The 16,974-nt window shown below is 61.7% G+C and carries 13 protein-coding genes; 2 read left to right on the top strand and 11 right to left on the bottom strand.

Features of this window, described 5'->3' with window-relative positions:
• Positions 1-16 precede the first annotated feature (16 nt).
• The 11 genes from J1G37_RS18520 to J1G37_RS18470 form a co-directional block, all read right to left on the bottom strand.
• Positions 17-1,720, bottom strand: coding sequence for an AMP-binding protein (locus tag J1G37_RS18520; protein ID WP_207044226.1), 1,704 nt, complete (start codon positions 1,718-1,720; stop codon positions 17-19).
• A gap of 31 nt (positions 1,721-1,751) precedes the next feature.
• Entirely contained in the window at positions 1,752-3,050 is a 1,299-nt protein-coding gene (locus tag J1G37_RS18515; RefSeq protein WP_207044224.1) for an acetyl-CoA C-acetyltransferase, read from the bottom strand.
• Entirely contained in the window at positions 3,047-3,937 is an 891-nt protein-coding gene (locus tag J1G37_RS18510; protein ID WP_207044222.1) for a MaoC/PaaZ C-terminal domain-containing protein, read from the bottom strand. The genes J1G37_RS18515 and J1G37_RS18510 overlap by 4 nt, the downstream gene beginning before the upstream one ends.
• Before the next feature lie 3 nt (positions 3,938-3,940).
• Positions 3,941-5,284: a 3-oxoacyl-ACP reductase gene (locus J1G37_RS18505; RefSeq protein ID WP_207044220.1), complete on the bottom strand. Its 1,344-nt coding sequence runs from the start codon at positions 5,282-5,284 to the stop codon at positions 3,941-3,943.
• A 131-nt stretch (positions 5,285-5,415) separates the two neighbouring features.
• The gene (locus J1G37_RS18500; protein WP_207044218.1) at positions 5,416-7,941 is read right to left on the bottom strand and encodes an acyl-CoA dehydrogenase; all 2,526 of its coding nucleotides are present in this window, start codon (positions 7,939-7,941) and stop codon (positions 5,416-5,418) included.
• A 257-nt stretch (positions 7,942-8,198) separates the two neighbouring features.
• Complete coding sequence (locus tag J1G37_RS18495) at positions 8,199-9,653, bottom strand: outer membrane protein transport protein (RefSeq protein WP_207044216.1); 1,455 nt, start codon at positions 9,651-9,653, stop codon at positions 8,199-8,201.
• A 137-nt stretch (positions 9,654-9,790) separates the two neighbouring features.
• Positions 9,791-10,312 carry an alkane oxidation protein activator PraB gene (gene praB, locus J1G37_RS18490; RefSeq protein WP_207044213.1) on the bottom strand — a complete coding sequence of 174 codons (522 nt, stop codon included), beginning with the start codon at positions 10,310-10,312 and terminating at the stop codon, positions 9,791-9,793.
• A gap of 102 nt (positions 10,313-10,414) precedes the next feature.
• Positions 10,415-10,933, bottom strand: a complete 519-nt coding sequence (praB, locus tag J1G37_RS18485; protein ID WP_207044210.1) for an alkane oxidation protein activator PraB — start codon at positions 10,931-10,933, stop codon at positions 10,415-10,417.
• A gap of 134 nt (positions 10,934-11,067) precedes the next feature.
• Positions 11,068-11,562 carry an alkane oxidation protein activator PraA gene (gene praA, locus J1G37_RS18480; RefSeq protein ID WP_124528507.1) on the bottom strand — a complete coding sequence of 165 codons (495 nt, stop codon included), beginning with the start codon at positions 11,560-11,562 and terminating at the stop codon, positions 11,068-11,070.
• Between the two features lie 135 nt (positions 11,563-11,697).
• Positions 11,698-12,978 carry an alkane 1-monooxygenase gene (locus J1G37_RS18475; RefSeq protein ID WP_207044207.1) on the bottom strand — a complete coding sequence of 427 codons (1,281 nt, stop codon included), beginning with the start codon at positions 12,976-12,978 and terminating at the stop codon, positions 11,698-11,700.
• A 294-nt stretch (positions 12,979-13,272) separates the two neighbouring features.
• Positions 13,273-14,271: an alpha/beta hydrolase gene (locus J1G37_RS18470; protein ID WP_242551643.1), complete on the bottom strand. Its 999-nt coding sequence runs from the start codon at positions 14,269-14,271 to the stop codon at positions 13,273-13,275.
• 275 nt (positions 14,272-14,546) lie between these two features.
• Between J1G37_RS18470 and J1G37_RS18465 the strand changes: the two genes are divergently transcribed.
• Both J1G37_RS18465 and J1G37_RS18460 read left to right on the top strand, forming a co-directional pair.
• A complete protein-coding gene (locus J1G37_RS18465; protein WP_207044203.1) occupies positions 14,547-16,082 on the top strand; it encodes an NAD(P)/FAD-dependent oxidoreductase in 1,536 nt (511 codons plus the stop codon).
• Positions 16,079-16,969 carry an SDR family NAD(P)-dependent oxidoreductase gene (locus tag J1G37_RS18460; protein WP_207044201.1) on the top strand — a complete coding sequence of 297 codons (891 nt, stop codon included), beginning with the start codon at positions 16,079-16,081 and terminating at the stop codon, positions 16,967-16,969. Before J1G37_RS18465 ends, J1G37_RS18460 begins: the two co-directional genes overlap by 4 nt.
• Positions 16,970-16,974: the final 5 nt, after the last annotated feature.

Genomic DNA, 16,974 nt, shown 5'->3' with positions numbered 1-16,974 from the left:
TGAACATCCTCAATGATCAGCGCAACGCCCGACGCAGCACTTTGCCCACGGTAGTCTTGGGCAATTCCGTCGTCCGGAACTCCACATACTTGGGCACCTTGTACCCCGTCAGGTATTCCCGGCAATGCGCAAGAATCTGCTCTTGGGTCAGGTTCGGGTCCTTGCGCACCACGATGATCTTCACCTTCTCGCCAGTCACCGGGTCTTCCACGCCAATGGCCGCCACCTCCCCGACCCCTGAGTGCATCGCCACCACGTCTTCGATCTCGTTCGGGTACACGTTGAAACCCGAGACGAGGATCATGTCCTTCTTGCGGTCCACCAGGCGGATATACCCGCGTGCGTCCATCACCCCGATATCACCGGTCGACAACCACCCCTCGGCATCCAGCACCTCGGCGGTAGCGTCCGGACGTTTCCAGTAGCCCTGCATCACCTGCGGGCCGCGCACTTGCAGTTCGCCCTGCTCGCCAATCTCGGCCAACTCGCCGTCTTCACGAATAAACCGCACCCAAGTGGACGGCAATGGCACACCGATGCTGCCGGTAAATTCCATCTCACGCATGCGCGCAATATTGATCGGGCTGATGCTCACCACCGGCGAGCACTCCGTCAGGCCGTACCCCTCGATGATCGGCAGCCCGGTGACTTCCTGCCAGCGCTTCGCCACCGCCGTGTGCGTCGCCATGCCCCCGGCGATCACCATGCGCAGGTCGGAAAAGTCCCGCGCACAGAACTCCTTGTTTTCCAGCAAGCCATTAAACAAGGTGTTGACCCCGGCGATGCCGTTGAAGCGCTCCTTGCGCAGGATCATCTGCACCCGCTTCACATCCCGAGGGTTGGCGATCAGGATGTTGCGCCCGCCCAGGCACATGAACATCAGGCAGTTCACCGTCAGGGAAAAGATGTGGTACAGCGGCAGCAAGGTGACGTTGGTTTCCTGCTTATCCTGGTCCAGTTGGTCGCCGACCCAGGCCTTGGCTTGCAGCAGGTTGGCGATGATATTGCGGTGGCTGAGCATCACGCCCTTCGCGTCCCCCGTAGTGCCGCCGGTGTATTGCAGGAAAGCCAGGTCATCGAGCTGCATGGCAACCGGAAAGTGGTTCAGGCCACGCCCTTGCTTGAGCGCCTGGTTGAACCGCAGCGCCCCCGGCAACTTGAACGCAGGCACCTGCTTTTGCACGCTGCGCAGGATGAAGTTCATCGCCGCGCCCTTGAAGGTGCCGAGCAGATCGCCGATGGCCGCGATCACCACGCGCTTGACGCTGCTGCCGGCAATGACTTTTTCCAGGGTGTGGGCGAAGTTCTCGAAGATCACCACGGTTTCGGCTTCGCTGTCCTTGAGCAAGTGCTTGAGTTCGTGGGAGGTGTACAGCGGGTTGACGTTAACCACCACCGCCCCGGCCAGGATCGTGCCCAACAGGCAGATCGGGTACTGCAAGCAGTTGGGCATCATCAGCGCCACGCGGTCGCCCTTCTTCACCCCCTGGCCCTGTAGCCACGCGGCAAACGCGAAACCCTGGACTTCCCAGTCGGCGTAGGTCATTTCCGTGCCGATGCTGACATAGGCCACACGCTCGCGGAATTTTTCCAGGTGCTCCAGGAACACTTCCCGCAGCGACGGGTAAGCCTCGATGCCCGCGTCGATATCCGCCGGCACGCCGGGCAGGTAAGCGTCCAGCCAGATCCGTTCGGTTTGTTCCAGGCTTACAGTGCTCATGGCAGTTTCCTTATTGTTGTTTTGGATAGCGCTACTTTTCGACGATGGCGGTAATGCCCAGCCCGCCCGCCGCACAGATTGAAATCAGGCCACGGCCACCGCCGTTTTCATGAATGGTCTTGGCCAGCGTCGCCAGTTGCCGGCCACCGGTGGCGGCGAAGGGATGACCGCAGCCCAGGGAGCCGCCATTCACGTTCATTTTGGCGCGGTCGATGGCGCCCAGCGGCGCGTCCAGGCCCAGGCGTTCACGGCAGTAATCGGCGTCTTCCCAGGCCTTGAGAGTGCACAGCACCTGGGCGGCAAACGCTTCGTGGATCTCGAAGAAATCAAAGTCGGCAAAGCTCAGGCCTTCGCGCTTGAGCATGCGCGGCACCGCGTAGGCCGGGGCCATCAGCAGGCCTTCGCTGCCATCGACAAAGTTCACCGCCGCCGTCTCGCCGGTGCGCAGGTACGCCAGTACTGGCCAGCCATGGGCGGCGGCCCATTCTTCACTGGCCAGCAACACCACCGAGGCGCCGTCGGCCAGCGGTGTCGAGTTGCCAGCGGTGAGGCTGCCATTGTCATGGTCATAAGCCGGCGCCAGGCTGGCGAGCTTGGCCAAGCTGGTGTCGGCGCGCAGGTTATTGTCCCGGGCCAGGCCGCGATGGGGGCTGATCAGGTCGTCGAAGAAGCCGCGCTTGTAGGCCGCGTCCAGGCGCTGGTGACTGGTCAGCGTCAGCTCATCCTGGGCCAGGCGCTTGATCTGCCAGCGCTGGGCCATGGCTTCGCAGTGCTCGCCCATGGACAAGCCGGTGCGCGGCTCGCCATTGCGCGGCAGCAGCGGCTTGAAAAACATCGACGGACGCACCTTGAGCAAGGTCTGTAGCTTGCCGCCCAGGCCTTTGGCGCGGTTGGCCGCGAGCAAGGTGTGACGCAGGGATTCGTTGATACCAATGGGCGCGTCGGAAGTGGTATCGGCCCCTCCAGCGATGCCCACTTCGATCTGGCCGAGGGCGATTTTATTGGCGACCAACAATGCCGCCTCCAGGCCGGTGCCGCAGGCTTGCTGTACGTCATAGGCCGGCGTGTCCGGCGACAAGGTGGTGGACAGCAGCGACTCACGCGCCAGGTTGAAATCCCGCGAGTGCTTGATCACCGCACCCGCGGCAAACTCCCCGAGACGCTGGCCGTGCAGGTTGTAGCGGTCTACCAGACCTTGCAGCGCCGCCACCAGCAAGTCCTGGTTGCTGTCGTGGGCATACACCGTGTTGGAGCGGGCAAACGGGATGCGGTTGCCACCGATAATCGCCACGCGGCGAGTCGGGGCCGGGTTGAAGCTGTAGTCAGTCATCGATGGCTCTCATTCCAGACAAATAGCCCGCGCATATGCGGTTTATCACCGGCGAAATTGCGCACTTCAAATTCACGGCGCGGGCCGCTGGCGGGATGGTTCCACAGCGCGACCTGGCCGGGCAGGAAGATCGGCAGTTTGAAGTCGCAATGCGCCTCGGCCTGCTCCAGTCCGCCGGGCGGTTGCTGGGCGGCAAGCGCGCGGCCCAGGGTCCACATGCCGTGGGCGATGGCGCGGCGAAAGCCAAAGAGCTTGGCGCCGATCAGCGAGGTGTGGATCGGGTTGAAGTCCCCCGATACCCGGGCAAAGCGCCGACCCAGGTCGGCAGGCAACACCCAACGCTGGGTGCGCAGCAGGCCTTCTTCCTGCAACGCCAACGCCTCCTTCCAGGATTCGCCGACGGGGTCCTTGACGTCCCGGCGCAGGTACAGGCTGTCGCTTTCCCACACCAGAGTGCCGGCGCTGTAGGCACGGGTGGCGATGCTCAGCGCCTGGCCCTTGGCGTGGGCGACCCAGCGTTCGCAATACACCTCCAGGCGCAGCGCCTGGCCCTCCTGCAAGCGCTGATGCTGGCGAATGCGATTGGCCAGGTGCACCATGCCGCTGGCCGGGTACGGAAAGCTCGGCCGCGTCAGCAACATCAGGTGCAGCGGGAACGCCAGCACATGGGGGTAGGACAGTGGCACGCCCTGCTCCGGGCGAAATCCGCAGGCACGGCCATAGGCGGCAATATCGGCGGCCTGCAACGCCACGGCCGAACGCACCAGGCGTTCAGTCGGCAATACCGGCGCACCGTCCAGTTTGGGCTTGCGCAAGGCACGCACGCCGTCGAGCAACAGCTGGGTGCGCGACGGCGGTGGATCGATAATCTGCGTCACGTAGTCCATGGCTCAAGCTCCCAGCAGGCTTTGCCCGCATACCCGTACGACTTGTCCGTTGACCCCGCCGGACGCCGGGTGCGCCAGCCAGGCGATCGTCTCGGCCACGTCAATCGGCTGCCCGCCCTGATGCAGCGAGTTCATGCGCCGCCCCGCTTCGCGGATCATCAGCGGAATCTTCGCGGTCATCTGGGTTTCGATAAACCCCGGCGCCACGGCATTGACCGTGACCTGCTGCGTCGCCGCGCGTGGCGCGAGGCCTTGCACCAGGCCAATCACCCCGGCCTTGGAAGTGGCGTAGTTGCTTTGCCCGAGGTTGCCGGCAATACCGGAGATCGACGACACGCCCACAATGCGCCCACCGGGGTTGAGACCCTGGCTGTCCAGCAACGCCTCAGTCAGGCGCAGGGGCGCCTCCAGGTTGACCGCCAGCACGCTGCGCCACGCGGCTTCGGTCATTTTGGCGATGGTCTTGTCGCGGGTGATCCCGGCGTTATGCACCACCACGTCGAATGCGCCGTATTGACTGACATGGGCGTGCAACAGCGCGGCCGCATCGGTAGCGGTGATGTCCAACGGCAGCGCCGATCCGCCCACGCTGTCGGCCGCTTGTTGCAGCGCCGCCTGGGCCTGGGGCACATCCACGCACACCACATGGGCACCGTCACGGGCCAACACCTGGGCAATCGCCAGGCCGATGCCACGGGAGGCGCCCGTGACCAGCGCGCGGCGACCGGCAAAAGGCTTGTCCCAGTTGACGGTCACCTGGCCGTCCACGGGTTTTTCCACGCGCACCACTTGCCCCGAGACGTAGGCTGAACGACGCGACAGAAAGAAGCGCAGGCTGCTGCCCAGAGCGTCTTCGGCCCCCGGCGCAACGTAGAGCAATTGCACGGTGATCGCGCGGCGCAGCTCCTTGGCCAGGGAGCGCACCAAGCCTTCGAGGGCCCGCTGGGCAATGGCTTGGGGCAAGTCCGCGCAGTGTTCCGGCGCGGTGCCGAGCACCACCACACGGCCGTGTTGGCCCAGACGTTTGCCGTTGGCATGGAAGAATTCGTACAGCTCATCCAGTTGTTGCAGGCTGCTCACGCCACTGGCGTCGAACACCGCGCCCTGCACCTTGCCGGTGGACGGCGCCTTGGGCGTGGCCGCAGCGGCGGTGACCGTATCGGTGGCGCTGAACAGTTGTTGCAGCTGCGCAGCCAAGCGCCCTGCCCCGGCGACGATCACCGGGTTGGCCAAGCCCTGCTGGCCGCTGCGATGGCGCTGCAATGGCAGGGGTTGCGGCAAGCCGAGGGTCTGGGCCAGGCGGCGACCCCAGGGGGAATTGACGAACGATAAATAGCTGTCACTCATAGATAGATCCACTCACACACTGTCTTGACCTGTAAACCCGGCCCCTGTGGGAGCTGGCTTGCCTGCGATAGCGGTGCATCAGGCACATCGCTATCGCAGGCAAGCCAGCTCCCACATTGACCGCGCTACGGCTAGTTGACCGAGGCGTTTTCGCCCTGGCTGCTACGGCGCTTGGCCACCGGTTCCAACACTTGCTTGCGCTGCTGCAACGCCTCCAGCAAACCAAAATCCTGCGGGAAGTCGTCCACCTGGATGGCGTGATCGGCGTATTCCACATAACGCGCCAGCAAGGCGTCTTCGTCGTCGCTGATCAGGTCCAGCGCCCGCGCCTTGACCCGCCACGCAGTGAAGGCCGTGGCCGAGATCGGCAGCGGTTCGAGCAGGCCTTGCTTGATCGCCGGCTTGAGCCGTGCGTCGATCAATTCCACCTGTGGCAACAAGCGGAAGCCCAGTTCGCCGTAGGCCAACTTGTCGATTTCCGGGCGTGGGATGTAGGAATTGGCCAGCAAACGGTCGCGGGTTTCACCGGGGGTTTGCACCACGTCCGCTACCTGGGCCAACAGGCGATCCGACGGTTTGCGCAGGGGAATGCCCAACGGGAAACTCAAGCCGCGCACCACCGCCGCAGCGGCTTTCGACGGATAGTTCTCCAGCACTTCAGCGAGGGCTTCATGGGCGCGCAGCAACGCATCCTGCGCCGCCCAATGCACCAGCGGCAGGTCCGCCTGGGGCCGGCCGTCATCCTCAAAACGCTTGAGCACGCAGGACAGGATGTACAGTTGCGACAGAATATCCCCCAGGCGCCCGGTGATACTTTCCTTGCGCTTGAGGGCACCGCCCAGCACGCCCATGGACACGTCCGAGATCAACGCCAGCACCACCGACAGACGATTGGCCTGGCGGTAGTAGGACGCGAGCGCCGGATCGGTCTTGGCCGGCACGGCAATCAGCCGCCCACCCGTCAGCGCATGCACCGCCGCGCGTACGGTATTGGCCAGCACAAAACTCACATGGCCGAACATCGCGCTGTCAAAGTCTTCCAGCGACTGGCGCCGGTCCGGGTTGCGCGCCGCTTCCATCTCGCGGAACACGTAGGGATGGCAACGGATCAGGCCCTGGCCGAAGATAATCAGGCAGCGGGTCATGATGTTGGCGCCCTCTACCGTGATCGCGATAGGGCTTTGCTGGTAGGCACGGGCCAGGAAGTTGTTCGGGCCCATGCAGATGCCCTTGCCGGCGACGATGTCCATGCCGTCGTTGACGATGATCCGCGCGCGTTCGGTGACGTGGTACTTGGCGATGGCCGAGATCACCGAAGGTTTTTCACCGGCATCCAGGGACGCCACCGAGACTTTGCGCACCGCATCGCACGCGTACAAATGCCCGGCCATGCGCGCCAGTGGCGCCTGCACGCCTTCGAACTTGCCGATGGGCAGGCCGAACTGCTTGCGCATCGCCGCATAGGCGGTGGTGCCGCGCACGGCGACCTTGCCCAGGCCGACGTTGGCCGACGGCAGGGAAATCGCCCGCCCTGCTGCCAGGCATTCCATCAGCATGCGCCAGCCATTGCCGACTTGTTCGCGGCCGCCGATCACCCACTCCAGGGGGATAAACACATCCTTGCCGGTGGTCGGCCCGTTCTGGAACACCGCATTCAACGGCCAGTGCCGCCGCCCGCTGTTCACCCCGGGATGGGCCGTGGGAATCAACGCACAGGTGATCCCCAGCGAACCGGCCGGGCCGAGCAAGCCGTCGGGGTCTTCGGCACGGAACGCCAGGCCGAGCACGGTAGCAATCGGGCCAAGGGTGATGTAGCGCTTGTCCCAGGTCACGCGAAAACCGAGCACTTCCGCGCCTTCATGGGTGCCTTTGCAGACGATGCCCAGGTCGGGGATCGCCCCGGCGTCGGAGCCGGCATAAGGGCTGGTCAGGGCAAAACACGGAATGTCCTCACCCCGCGCCAGGCGTGGCAGGTAGTAGTTGCGCTGGGCATCGGTGCCGTAATGCAACAGCAACTCGGCCGGGCCCAGTGAGTTGGGGACCATCACCGAAATCGCCGCCGCCGAGCAACGCGTCGACAGCTTCATCACCACCTGCGAATGGGCGTAATGGGAGAAGCCTTTGCCGCCGTACTGCTTGGGAATGATCATGCCGAGGAAACCGGCGTCCTTGGTGTACTGCCAGCCTTCGGGGGACATGTCCTGCCACACCTGGGTGGTTTCCCAGTCGTTGGCGATGTCGCACAGGGTTTCCACTTCGTTATCGAGGAAGGCTTGTTCTTCAGCGCTGAGGCTGGCGGGAGCGGCTTGCAACAGGCGCTGCCAGTCGGGTTTGCCGCTGAAGAGCTCGGCGTCCCACCACACGGTGCCGGACTCGATAGCGGCGCGCTCGGTGTCGGACATGGCCGGCATGATGTTGCGAAACAGGGCCAGGGCCTTGCTGGACAGGAGCGTGCGACGCAGGGGCTTGATCGCCATCAGCAACGCCGGAGCCAGCACCAACACGGCTGCAACAGTGGCCCCCAAACCTTCGACCACATTGAACAGGTAACCCACCGCCAGCCAGACCAGGCCAGCGCCCAGCCACAAGGTGGCCGCTGCTTGTCGATACGCCAGGGCAATCGCTGCTGCGACACCCGCCAATAACCAGATAACCATGGGGATACCTCTACTCGATTCAGGGTACGGCCTCGGCGCAACAGCCCAGAAAAGCTGCGCGTAAAGCCACACTACAAACTCGCAAAGCATTTTTCAAATTTTGTTTTGAAATTTTTATTTAATGCTTTGCCGAAAAAAACAGCGGCTGAACGGGTCAGCCGGATCAATCAACACGCAAAAAAAGGAATGAGGATGAACCACGGAATAACGGCAGCAAGATGCGCTTGATGCCCTCCTCCATCATCCTCGATCAATCATCAGAACGCGTAGGTGGCCGACACACTGACCACATCGCCCGACGACTCGGCTTTACCGTCGAGGCTCGCGCCCCCCAGGCGATCGACGTTCTTGGTCTTCAGCTTGACCTCCTGGACGAACTGGTGAGAGTACGCCACGTCAAGGCTCAAGCCCTTGATCGCTTTGACCTCGTAGCCCGCGCCCAATGACAGGAAGGTGCGGTCGCCGTCTGGAATCCGTGGGTCACGGGTCGAGTTGCGCGTTGGCGTCTGGTCAAGGGCCACACCCGCGCGCAGGGTCAGCTCATCCGTGGCGCGGAAGTCGCCACCGACGGAGTACATCCAGGTGTCTTTGTAGTTGTAGGGAATGGAGACGATGGTGATATCGCCGGACTTGAGGGTCAGGTCCTTGAACGACGACCATTGAGTCCAGGCAACACTGGCGCCCAACGTGAAGCGGTCATTGAACTGGTGGACCCAGTCAAAGGCCGCCGTGGCTGGAATGTCCAGTTGGGTGCTGGCATGCGCGCCATCCGGGAACAGCTTCAGCCCAGGGTAAGCCTCTTCGACCAACGTGCCGCTGCCACCAAAAGGGCTGGGTTGGGTCATCAGGTTGTAGGAAAACTGATCGGCGTAGATATTGTATTTGCCGGTCATTTTGTTCTTGATCTTGGCGTGATAGTTCAGGCCCAGGGTGTCTTGCGGCGTCGGTTTCCAGACGATGCCGGTGAACCAGCCCGCCGATATATTATCGACCTTGACCCGCATCAGCGCGCCACCTACCCCTGCCGGGAAATCAATGCCGCCCAACAACTCGGACTGGGAGTTGGAGGCCGCCGCCAGCAAGTCGATATTCTGGCTGACAAAGCCTTTGCTGTGCTGGACGATGACACCGCCACCAATCGAGAACTCGTCGTTCACTTTGAACGAAAGAGAACCGGTCAGGCCGACGGTTTCAATCTTGGTGTCTACCGCAAAATCCCGCAGTTTGGAGTCCGAATCCCACGTTGAACGCATGCCTTGCGGAACCACCTGGCTCAAGCCGAACGCAAAGCGGTCACCCAGGGGCATCACCATGAAACCGGTGGGCAACCACGCGGTGAACCCGCCTTCGCCGCCATCGTTGTTGTTCACCGTGGCCTCTGAGCCCGGGAACCCTTCGTCAGTGACCGGCGTGTTGGTCACGGGGTTGCCAAGATAATTGTTGGCCTCCCCTTTGTACTTGATCTTGATTCGCGCGTAATCGACGGTGAATTGCGCAACATTGTGCTCAACAAATGCCATGGCGGCCGGGTTGTTGTAGGCGGAACTGGGGTCGTTCTTGAACAGCGAACCACCACCAAACGCACGTCCCCAGCCCTGCGCACCATAGGTCGGTGTGGAGAAGCCGCCGGCTTGCACCGGCGCGGCAACCATCACCCCTCCCATCAGCGCCAACCCCAGCAATACCTGTACCTGTTGTTTTTTATTATTCATGCGGCACTCCTTATTGTTATCTCACTGAACCGACCCCAGCCGGTTCGTCATGCTGCTTGGTTCGCCTGGTCAAAGGCGGTACTTCGATAGGTTTCAGCCGGCTCCGCCAGCGTCTATTCGTTAACGCGGTGCATTGATCAGGGAATGATGGACGTGTTGGGAATGGCGACATTCAATGACGCCACGTTGCAATTACCCGGCAGGTACATGTTGATTGCCCATACATTCACAACCCCAGGCCCATTGCCCAGCCCCAACGAAACCGTTGCGGGGCCGCAGTCAGAGACGGGAATAAGTGGAGGAATTCCTGCAACGAAGAGTCCGACATTGCTCACCGTGCCCCCCGTCAGAGAGGTCGGCGTAATCTTCCAGACTAAATTGTTCATCTGAATTCTTTGGCACAGCGCCGCAGTGCCGGAGACTCTGATGTGTTGAATGTCGATCGCCGACGCGTCGGCCCGTACACCACCGGTCAACTGGATATTGCAGTTGACCGCCGCACCAAAGGAGGACGGAGACTTCAGCGTAATCGTGCCGGTTGGACTGGTGGTGAACTGCATACCAGGGCTGCTGAATGTCGCGGCACTGGCGTCCAAAGGCACACTCACCCACAGCGCAAACAATCCTGCTCCTGCAAAGGCATGTAGTCTTTTCATCATCTTCCCTACCTGTCCGGTCAACCCAATCACCTATAAACAGGTGCCCCGCGAGAGGCACCTGCGTTGTTGCGGGTGATCAGCCCTCGTTACGGAGTGCCGCTATCAAGGAACGATGGTCACGCCGGTAGCGGTGACATTCAGCGACTGCACGGTGCAACTGCCCGACAGTGGCTGGTTGGCAGCCGCCAGGCTGATGGACGACGCCGTAGACGCCAGGGTTACGGCGATCTGCGATGGGCCGCAGTTGGTGGCCGGGATCAGCGGTGGAGCACCGGTGATGGTGTAGCCGACATTGGTTGCAGTGCCGGTGGTGGTGGTGACAGGCGTCAACAGCCAAGGCAGGCCGGTAATGTTGGGCAGGTTGCACAGGGTGCTGGAGCCAGGGGAAATCGTTACGTTGGTGATATCCGCTTTACCATCGGCGCGAACAGTGCCTTGGAACACTGCTTTACAGGTCACGGCACCACCAAATGACGACGGCGACTTCACCACGATGGTGCCAGTGGCATCCGTGGTAAACGTTTTGCCCGCTGGGCTGAACGACGCCGCATTGGCCATTGAGGCCGCACCCATGCAAACAGTCAAAGCAGTCAACGATACGAGGGTTTTCAAACTTTTCATTATTGTTCCTCACATGTTAAGGCGAAGTCATTTCGCCAGGGGTAATGGCCATGAACGAGAGGTCACGGTGAAACACAGCAGAACTTCCCTTTCCAGCCAAATCTCAATTCGATTACCGCACTAACAGCAGACGCTTATTCCACAACTTTGAAGTTCGGCGGCATCTTGATCGACACCGTCTTGATCTTGCAGTCTTCGCCAATCGGTACATTGCTGGCTTCCAACTTGCCGGTGGCGTTATCCCAAGTACCCTCGGCGGTGGAAGGCCCGCACTTGCCGCCCAGGCCAAAGGCGTGCACGTCCACGCTGATCTTCGACATGGAACCGCTCTTGGTGTCTTTGGCGATCAATACCCACGGCAAGTTGATGGCTTCGACCCGGCTGCACTTGAGGCCGCCGTCGAATTCGACTTTGTCGACATTCACCGATGAACCATCCGCCGCGACCTTGCCGGCCACCTTGATGGTGCAGTCGGCGCTGATCAGCGCGCCCTTGGAAAAGCTGATGGGGCCCTGGGCCGTAAAGGCACTGCCGGCTGGCTCGATGCGCGCGGCCTGGGCCTGGTGATAGACGATCAGCCCCAATGCGGCCAATACGATGTGGGTGGTGAACTTGGCAGGTGCTTGCATGGTGTACGTCCTTCCCTTGAAATTATTGTTGTTAGGGTCAAACAACTTTCTTGCAACTAAACCGGGAAACCGTGGGCGATAAAAACCTGCGCGATACACAGATCCCGAGTACGCCCACTCACGCGTTAGTTCACATCAGAACGGCTTGGCACTGCCGCTGTACTTCTCTAGGTACTTCAAGCGTTGTGACGGTTGAAGATTGGTCAGGGTGATATCCCCGGCGTAATGATTGAGCACCCGATGGTCCATGCGTCGACGCCACAAGTAAGGCACATAGGCCCAGACAATCATGCTCGCGTAACCATACGGCAGTTGCGGCGACTCATCGAAGTGACGCAGCGACTGATAACTACGCGTTGGGTTGGCATGGTGATCGGAGTGCCGTTGCAGTTGAAACAGGAAGATATTGGTGACAATCCGATTGCTGTTCCAGGAGTGCCGAGGCGAGCAACGTTCATAACGACCATTGGGCAACTTCTGGCGCTTCAGGCCGTAGTGCTCGACGTAGTTCACCACTTCCAGCAATGAGAAGCCGTAGATGCCCTGGATGATCAGGAACGGAATTACCGCCGCCCCCAGCCAGGCAATCATCGCGCCCCACAACACCACGCTGTACATCCAGGCGCTGAGCACGCCGTTCTGCCAGTGCCAGGCGGGCAAGCCGAGTTTGCGCAGGCGTTCACGCTCAAGGTTCCACGCCGAGCGGGCGCTGAACCACACCGAGCGCGGCAGGAAGGCCCAGAAGCTCTCCCCCAGGCGTGAGCTGGCCGGGTCTTCCGGGGTGGCAACCCGTACGTGATGGCCACGGTTGTGTTCGGTGTAGAAGTGCCCGTAGAACGTGGGCGCCAGGGTAACCTTGGCAAGGAACACTTCAAGCGCGTTGGGCTTGTGCCCCAGTTCATGGGCGGTGTTGATCGCGATGCCCGTTGCCGCACCGGTGGACATGGCCATGCCCAGGTAAGTGAACCAGCTCGGTTCGCCATGCAGTTGAGTGCGCGCGGTGATGTAGCTGGCGGCGTGGGACAGCCAGCTGGAGGGATCAAGTCCGGCAGCGGCTTGCAGCAGGCCGCCCTGGATGATCCATTCAATGCCGCCGGCGGCGAGCCAACCGGTGATCACCACTGACGAGATCACAAACAACACGCCGGTGTAGACGATCCAGCGGTAGTAGCTTTGCGTTTCCAGGTGGCTGACGGCGGATTCAGGCGGGTTGCTGACGTCTTCGCCAAGCAGGCCGTCGATCAGCGGGATCAGGCCGAAAATCACCAGTACCCCGACCCACCACAGTTGCTGGATACCCGTAGTAATGGCCAGCGCGCCGGACAACAGAGGGGTGGCCAGCGGCATGATGCCCAACCACCACAGGTGGCGCTTGCCGTCGGTCCATACGCTTGGAGCTGCCAGGGTCTGGTTCATGACAGGCTCCTTGGCAGGCGGGCAGAAAACAGGTTCGTGGAGCGCTGGATGCTCCCGAAAACCAACCATGCGATAAAAGACGTTTTTTTCATTTTTATTCGCTCTTAGGCATTTCAAAAATCATTTCAAAATATAAATTGAAATATTTTTTTAAATAAATAACGCGGAATCGGTAGGTCGTCAACTACTTTTTCGAGGCCTTTTTTACGTGACCGAGCAGTCTCTTTTTCAGCCGTTTGGTCAGGTCTCTAGAGCAGGCGTTTGCGACAGTCCAACCCGCAACCGAGGCCACGCTTATTTGTTCGCCAGGGCAAACGGCGGGTGCAAAACCGTGGCGTTTTGTGGCGTGCGCATTCGCTTGGCGACCTGCTGCACCACCTCGACCACACGCGCGGTGGCAGTGATCGGCAGCATATGACCACGCCCTTCCACCAGTTGCAGCTTCACGCCCGGGACCTTGTCGGCCAAGGCCTGGCCGTGTTGGCGAAAGTCCAGCAGCTGGTCGCGCGAGCCATAGATCAGGCCGATGGGCAGGGTCAGTTGCGGGTAGCGCTTGACCATCCCCGGCAGGTCATCATTGAGCGTATTGACCTCGGTGGAAGCGGCATAGAAGTTACCTGGCCGCATGCCGAGCAAGCCGCCGCCACGGGTGGCGAAGTCTGCCGGGGCGGGGTCGGGGGCAAACACGCCCTTGACCACTGCACCTTTGGTCAGCAGCCCGATGGGCATGGTCAACGTGTGGGCCATCCAGCGTCGCAACCACCCAGGACGCACCGCCAGCGACAGGAACACCCACGGCAACCTGCGCTGCGGGTGGGTCAGCGGCGCCACCAGGACCAACCCGCCTACCGCCTCGGGATGATCGAGTGCCAGCGCCAGGGAAATCGCCCCGCCGAGGGAATGCCCCAGCAACAGCGGCTTATCCAGATCAAGGGTCTTGATAAAGGCGGCAATTTGCCGGGCCTGGCTTGGCAGATCAGCCGCGGTGCCCGTGTGGCGCGTGGAGTAACCCGACCCAGGGCGGTCCAGGGTAACCACCCGAAACTGCTCGGCCAACTGGCCGGACAAGGCATACGTCAGGTTGCGACTGCTGCCCATCAGCCCGTGAATCATCACCAGCGGCGGGCCCTTGCCCTCTTCTACATAATGAAAGCGCTCGCCCTCGACCTCGACGAAGCGCCCGTTGCTCGGTACCGCCGCTTCGATGCGCCGGGTCATCCGCGCACTGAAAGCCCATAACAAAGCACTCGCGCCCACAAACACAGCGCCAGCGGCAATCCATTCGACAGCCATAGCTCGGTCCTCTGCTTCCCTGCTGCTGACGGCCTGACCGGTATTGGTACCGGCCTCAGCTACCGTTAACGCTCTGTTCCCTGACTGCGTGTGAGAGGTGCTGTCCGTCGGACACATCTCATATGAGGAGCCAGTGACTAGCGTAGGCGATATTTTCAGGTAGATTATTTAAAATCTTTTTTAAAATAATTAATTCATTTTTTCTTTGCAATGGTGTTCTATCTAAAACACACAACAAAAACAGGAGCACATGAGATGCCCATGAAGGACAGCCTATGAATGCCCACGACGATGCCATCGACATCGCCATCATCGGTTCCGGCTTTGCCGGCCTGTGCATGGCCATCAAGCTCAAGGAAGACGGGCTCACCGACTTCTTCATTGCCGAACAGGCCGACACCCTCGGCGGCACCTGGCGCGACAACCACTACCCCGGTTGCGCCTGCGACGTGCAATCCCACGTGTATTCGTTTTCCTTTGCGCCCAACCCGGACTGGACACGGCAGTTCGCCCCGCAAGCGGAGATCCGCGCCTACCTGGAACAATGCGCACGGCAGTTTGAGCTGGCGCCCTATTTGCGTTTTGGCATGGGCCTTGAGCGTGCGGTGTTCGATGAGCAGCAACAACGCTGGCAACTGCGCTTCAGCGGTGGCCGCCAGGTCAGTGCGCGGGTGTTGGTGTCGGGCATGGGCGGCCTGTCGCGCCCGGCGTTGCCGCTGATTCCGGGGCTCGACAGCTTCAAGGGCAAGCGCTTCCACTCCCAGCAGTGGGACCACAACTACTCATTAAAAGGCAAACGCGTGGCCGTGATCGGCACCGGTGCCAGCGCCATTCAGTTCGTGCCGCAGATTGCGCCGCAGGTGGCGCACCTGGACCTATTCCAGCGCACGCCGCCGTGGATCATGCCCAAGCCGGACCGGGCGATTTCATCCGCTGAACGCTGGCTGTTCAAACACCTGCCGTTCACCCAACGCCTGGTGCGTGGCGCGTTCTACTGGGCCCTGGAAGGCCGGGTCGTGGGCTTTGCCTTGCACCCACGGCTGATGAAAATGGTGCAGAAGATCGCCCAGCGTCACCTGCACAAACAGGTCGCGCGCCCTTCCCTGCGCAAAACCCTGACGCCGGACTACACCATTGGCTGCAAGCGCGTGTTGATTTCCAACGACTACTACCCGGCGCTGTCACGCAGCAACGTCGAGGTGGTGACTGACACCGTGCTGCGTATCGAAGCCGACGGCGTGGTCACCGCCAACGGCATCAAGCACCCGGCCGATTGCCTGATCTTCGGCACCGGCTTCCAGGCCAGCGATCCCCTGCCCCGCGACTGCATCATCGGCCGCGATGGCATCGACCTGATGGACACCTGGCACGACGGCGCCCATGCCTACAAGGGCACGACGGTGCCGGGTTATCCGAACCTGTTCCTCATCGTCGGGCCCAACACCGGCCTGGGGCATAACTCGATGATTTTGATGATCGAGGCCCAGGTCACTTACATTCTCGACGCCATCCAGCAGATGCAGCGCCATCGCATCGCCACGGTGGAGGTCAAGCCTGCCGTGGAAGAAGCCTACAACCTGGACGTGCAGGCCAAGTTGCAGCGCACGATCTGGAACACCGGCGGCTGCCAGAGCTGGTACCTCGACCCGCGCACCGGCAAGAACACCACCCAGTGGCCCGGTTCGACCTGGCGCTTCAAGCAGGTCACCCGGCATTTTGCCCTCAAGGATTACGTGGCCCGACTGCTGCCGATCCAGCCACCCCGCCCGGTCGCCGTGCCCCACAGCGCCGCCGAAAGGAGCCTGTCATGAAGTCCTTCAACGGTCGCGTCGCGGCCATCACCGGCGCCGCTTCCGGCATGGGCCGCGCACTGGCACTGGCCCTGGCGCGGGAAGGTTGCCACCTGGCGCTGGCCGACAAGAACGGCCCGGGGCTGTTACAGACCGTGGCGATCATCAAGGCGTCCACGCTGGCGCCGGTGACGATTACCACCCAGGTGCTCGACGTGTCCGAGCGCGAGGCCGTGCAAGCCTGGGCGACCGAGACCTTTGTGCAGCACGGCCAGGTCAACCTGATCTTCAACAATGCCGGGGTGGCGCTGTCGAGCACCGTGGAAGGCGTGGACTATGCCGACCTGGAATGGATCGTCGGCATCAATTTCTGGGGTGTGGTCCACGGCACCAAGGCGTTCCTGCCGTACTTGAAAGCCAGCGGCGACGGCCATGTGGTCAACACCTCCAGCGTGTTCGGCCTGTTTGCCCAGCCCGGCATGAGCGGCTACAACGCCACCAAGTTTGCGGTGCGCGGGTTTACCGAATCGCTGCGCCAGGAACTCGACCTGCAACGCTGCGGCGTGTCCGCGACCTGCGTGCACCCGGGCGGGATTCGTACCGATATCTGCCGCAGCAGCCGCATCGACGCGAACATGACCGGTTTTCTGATCCACAGCGAACAACAAGCCCGCGCCGACTTCGAAAAGCTGTTTATCACCGACGCCGACAAAGCCGCCAGAGTGATCCTGCAAGGCGTGCGCAACAACAAGCGCCGCGTGCTGATCGGCCGTGACGCCTACTTCCTCGACCTGCTCGCCCGCTGCTTGCCGGCGGCCTATCAAGCGCTGGTGGTACTGGCCAGCAAACGCATGGCGCCCAAACCGCGCACCCAGGTCTTGGAAACCAACGACGAGTCCCGTCTCTGAACAGG

Origin of the sequence: Pseudomonas sp. Marseille-Q1929 (assembly GCF_017316265.1) — a bacterium.
Taxonomy (GTDB): domain Bacteria; phylum Pseudomonadota; class Gammaproteobacteria; order Pseudomonadales; family Pseudomonadaceae; genus Aquipseudomonas.
This window is presented reverse-complemented; position numbering and strand designations above follow the sequence as displayed.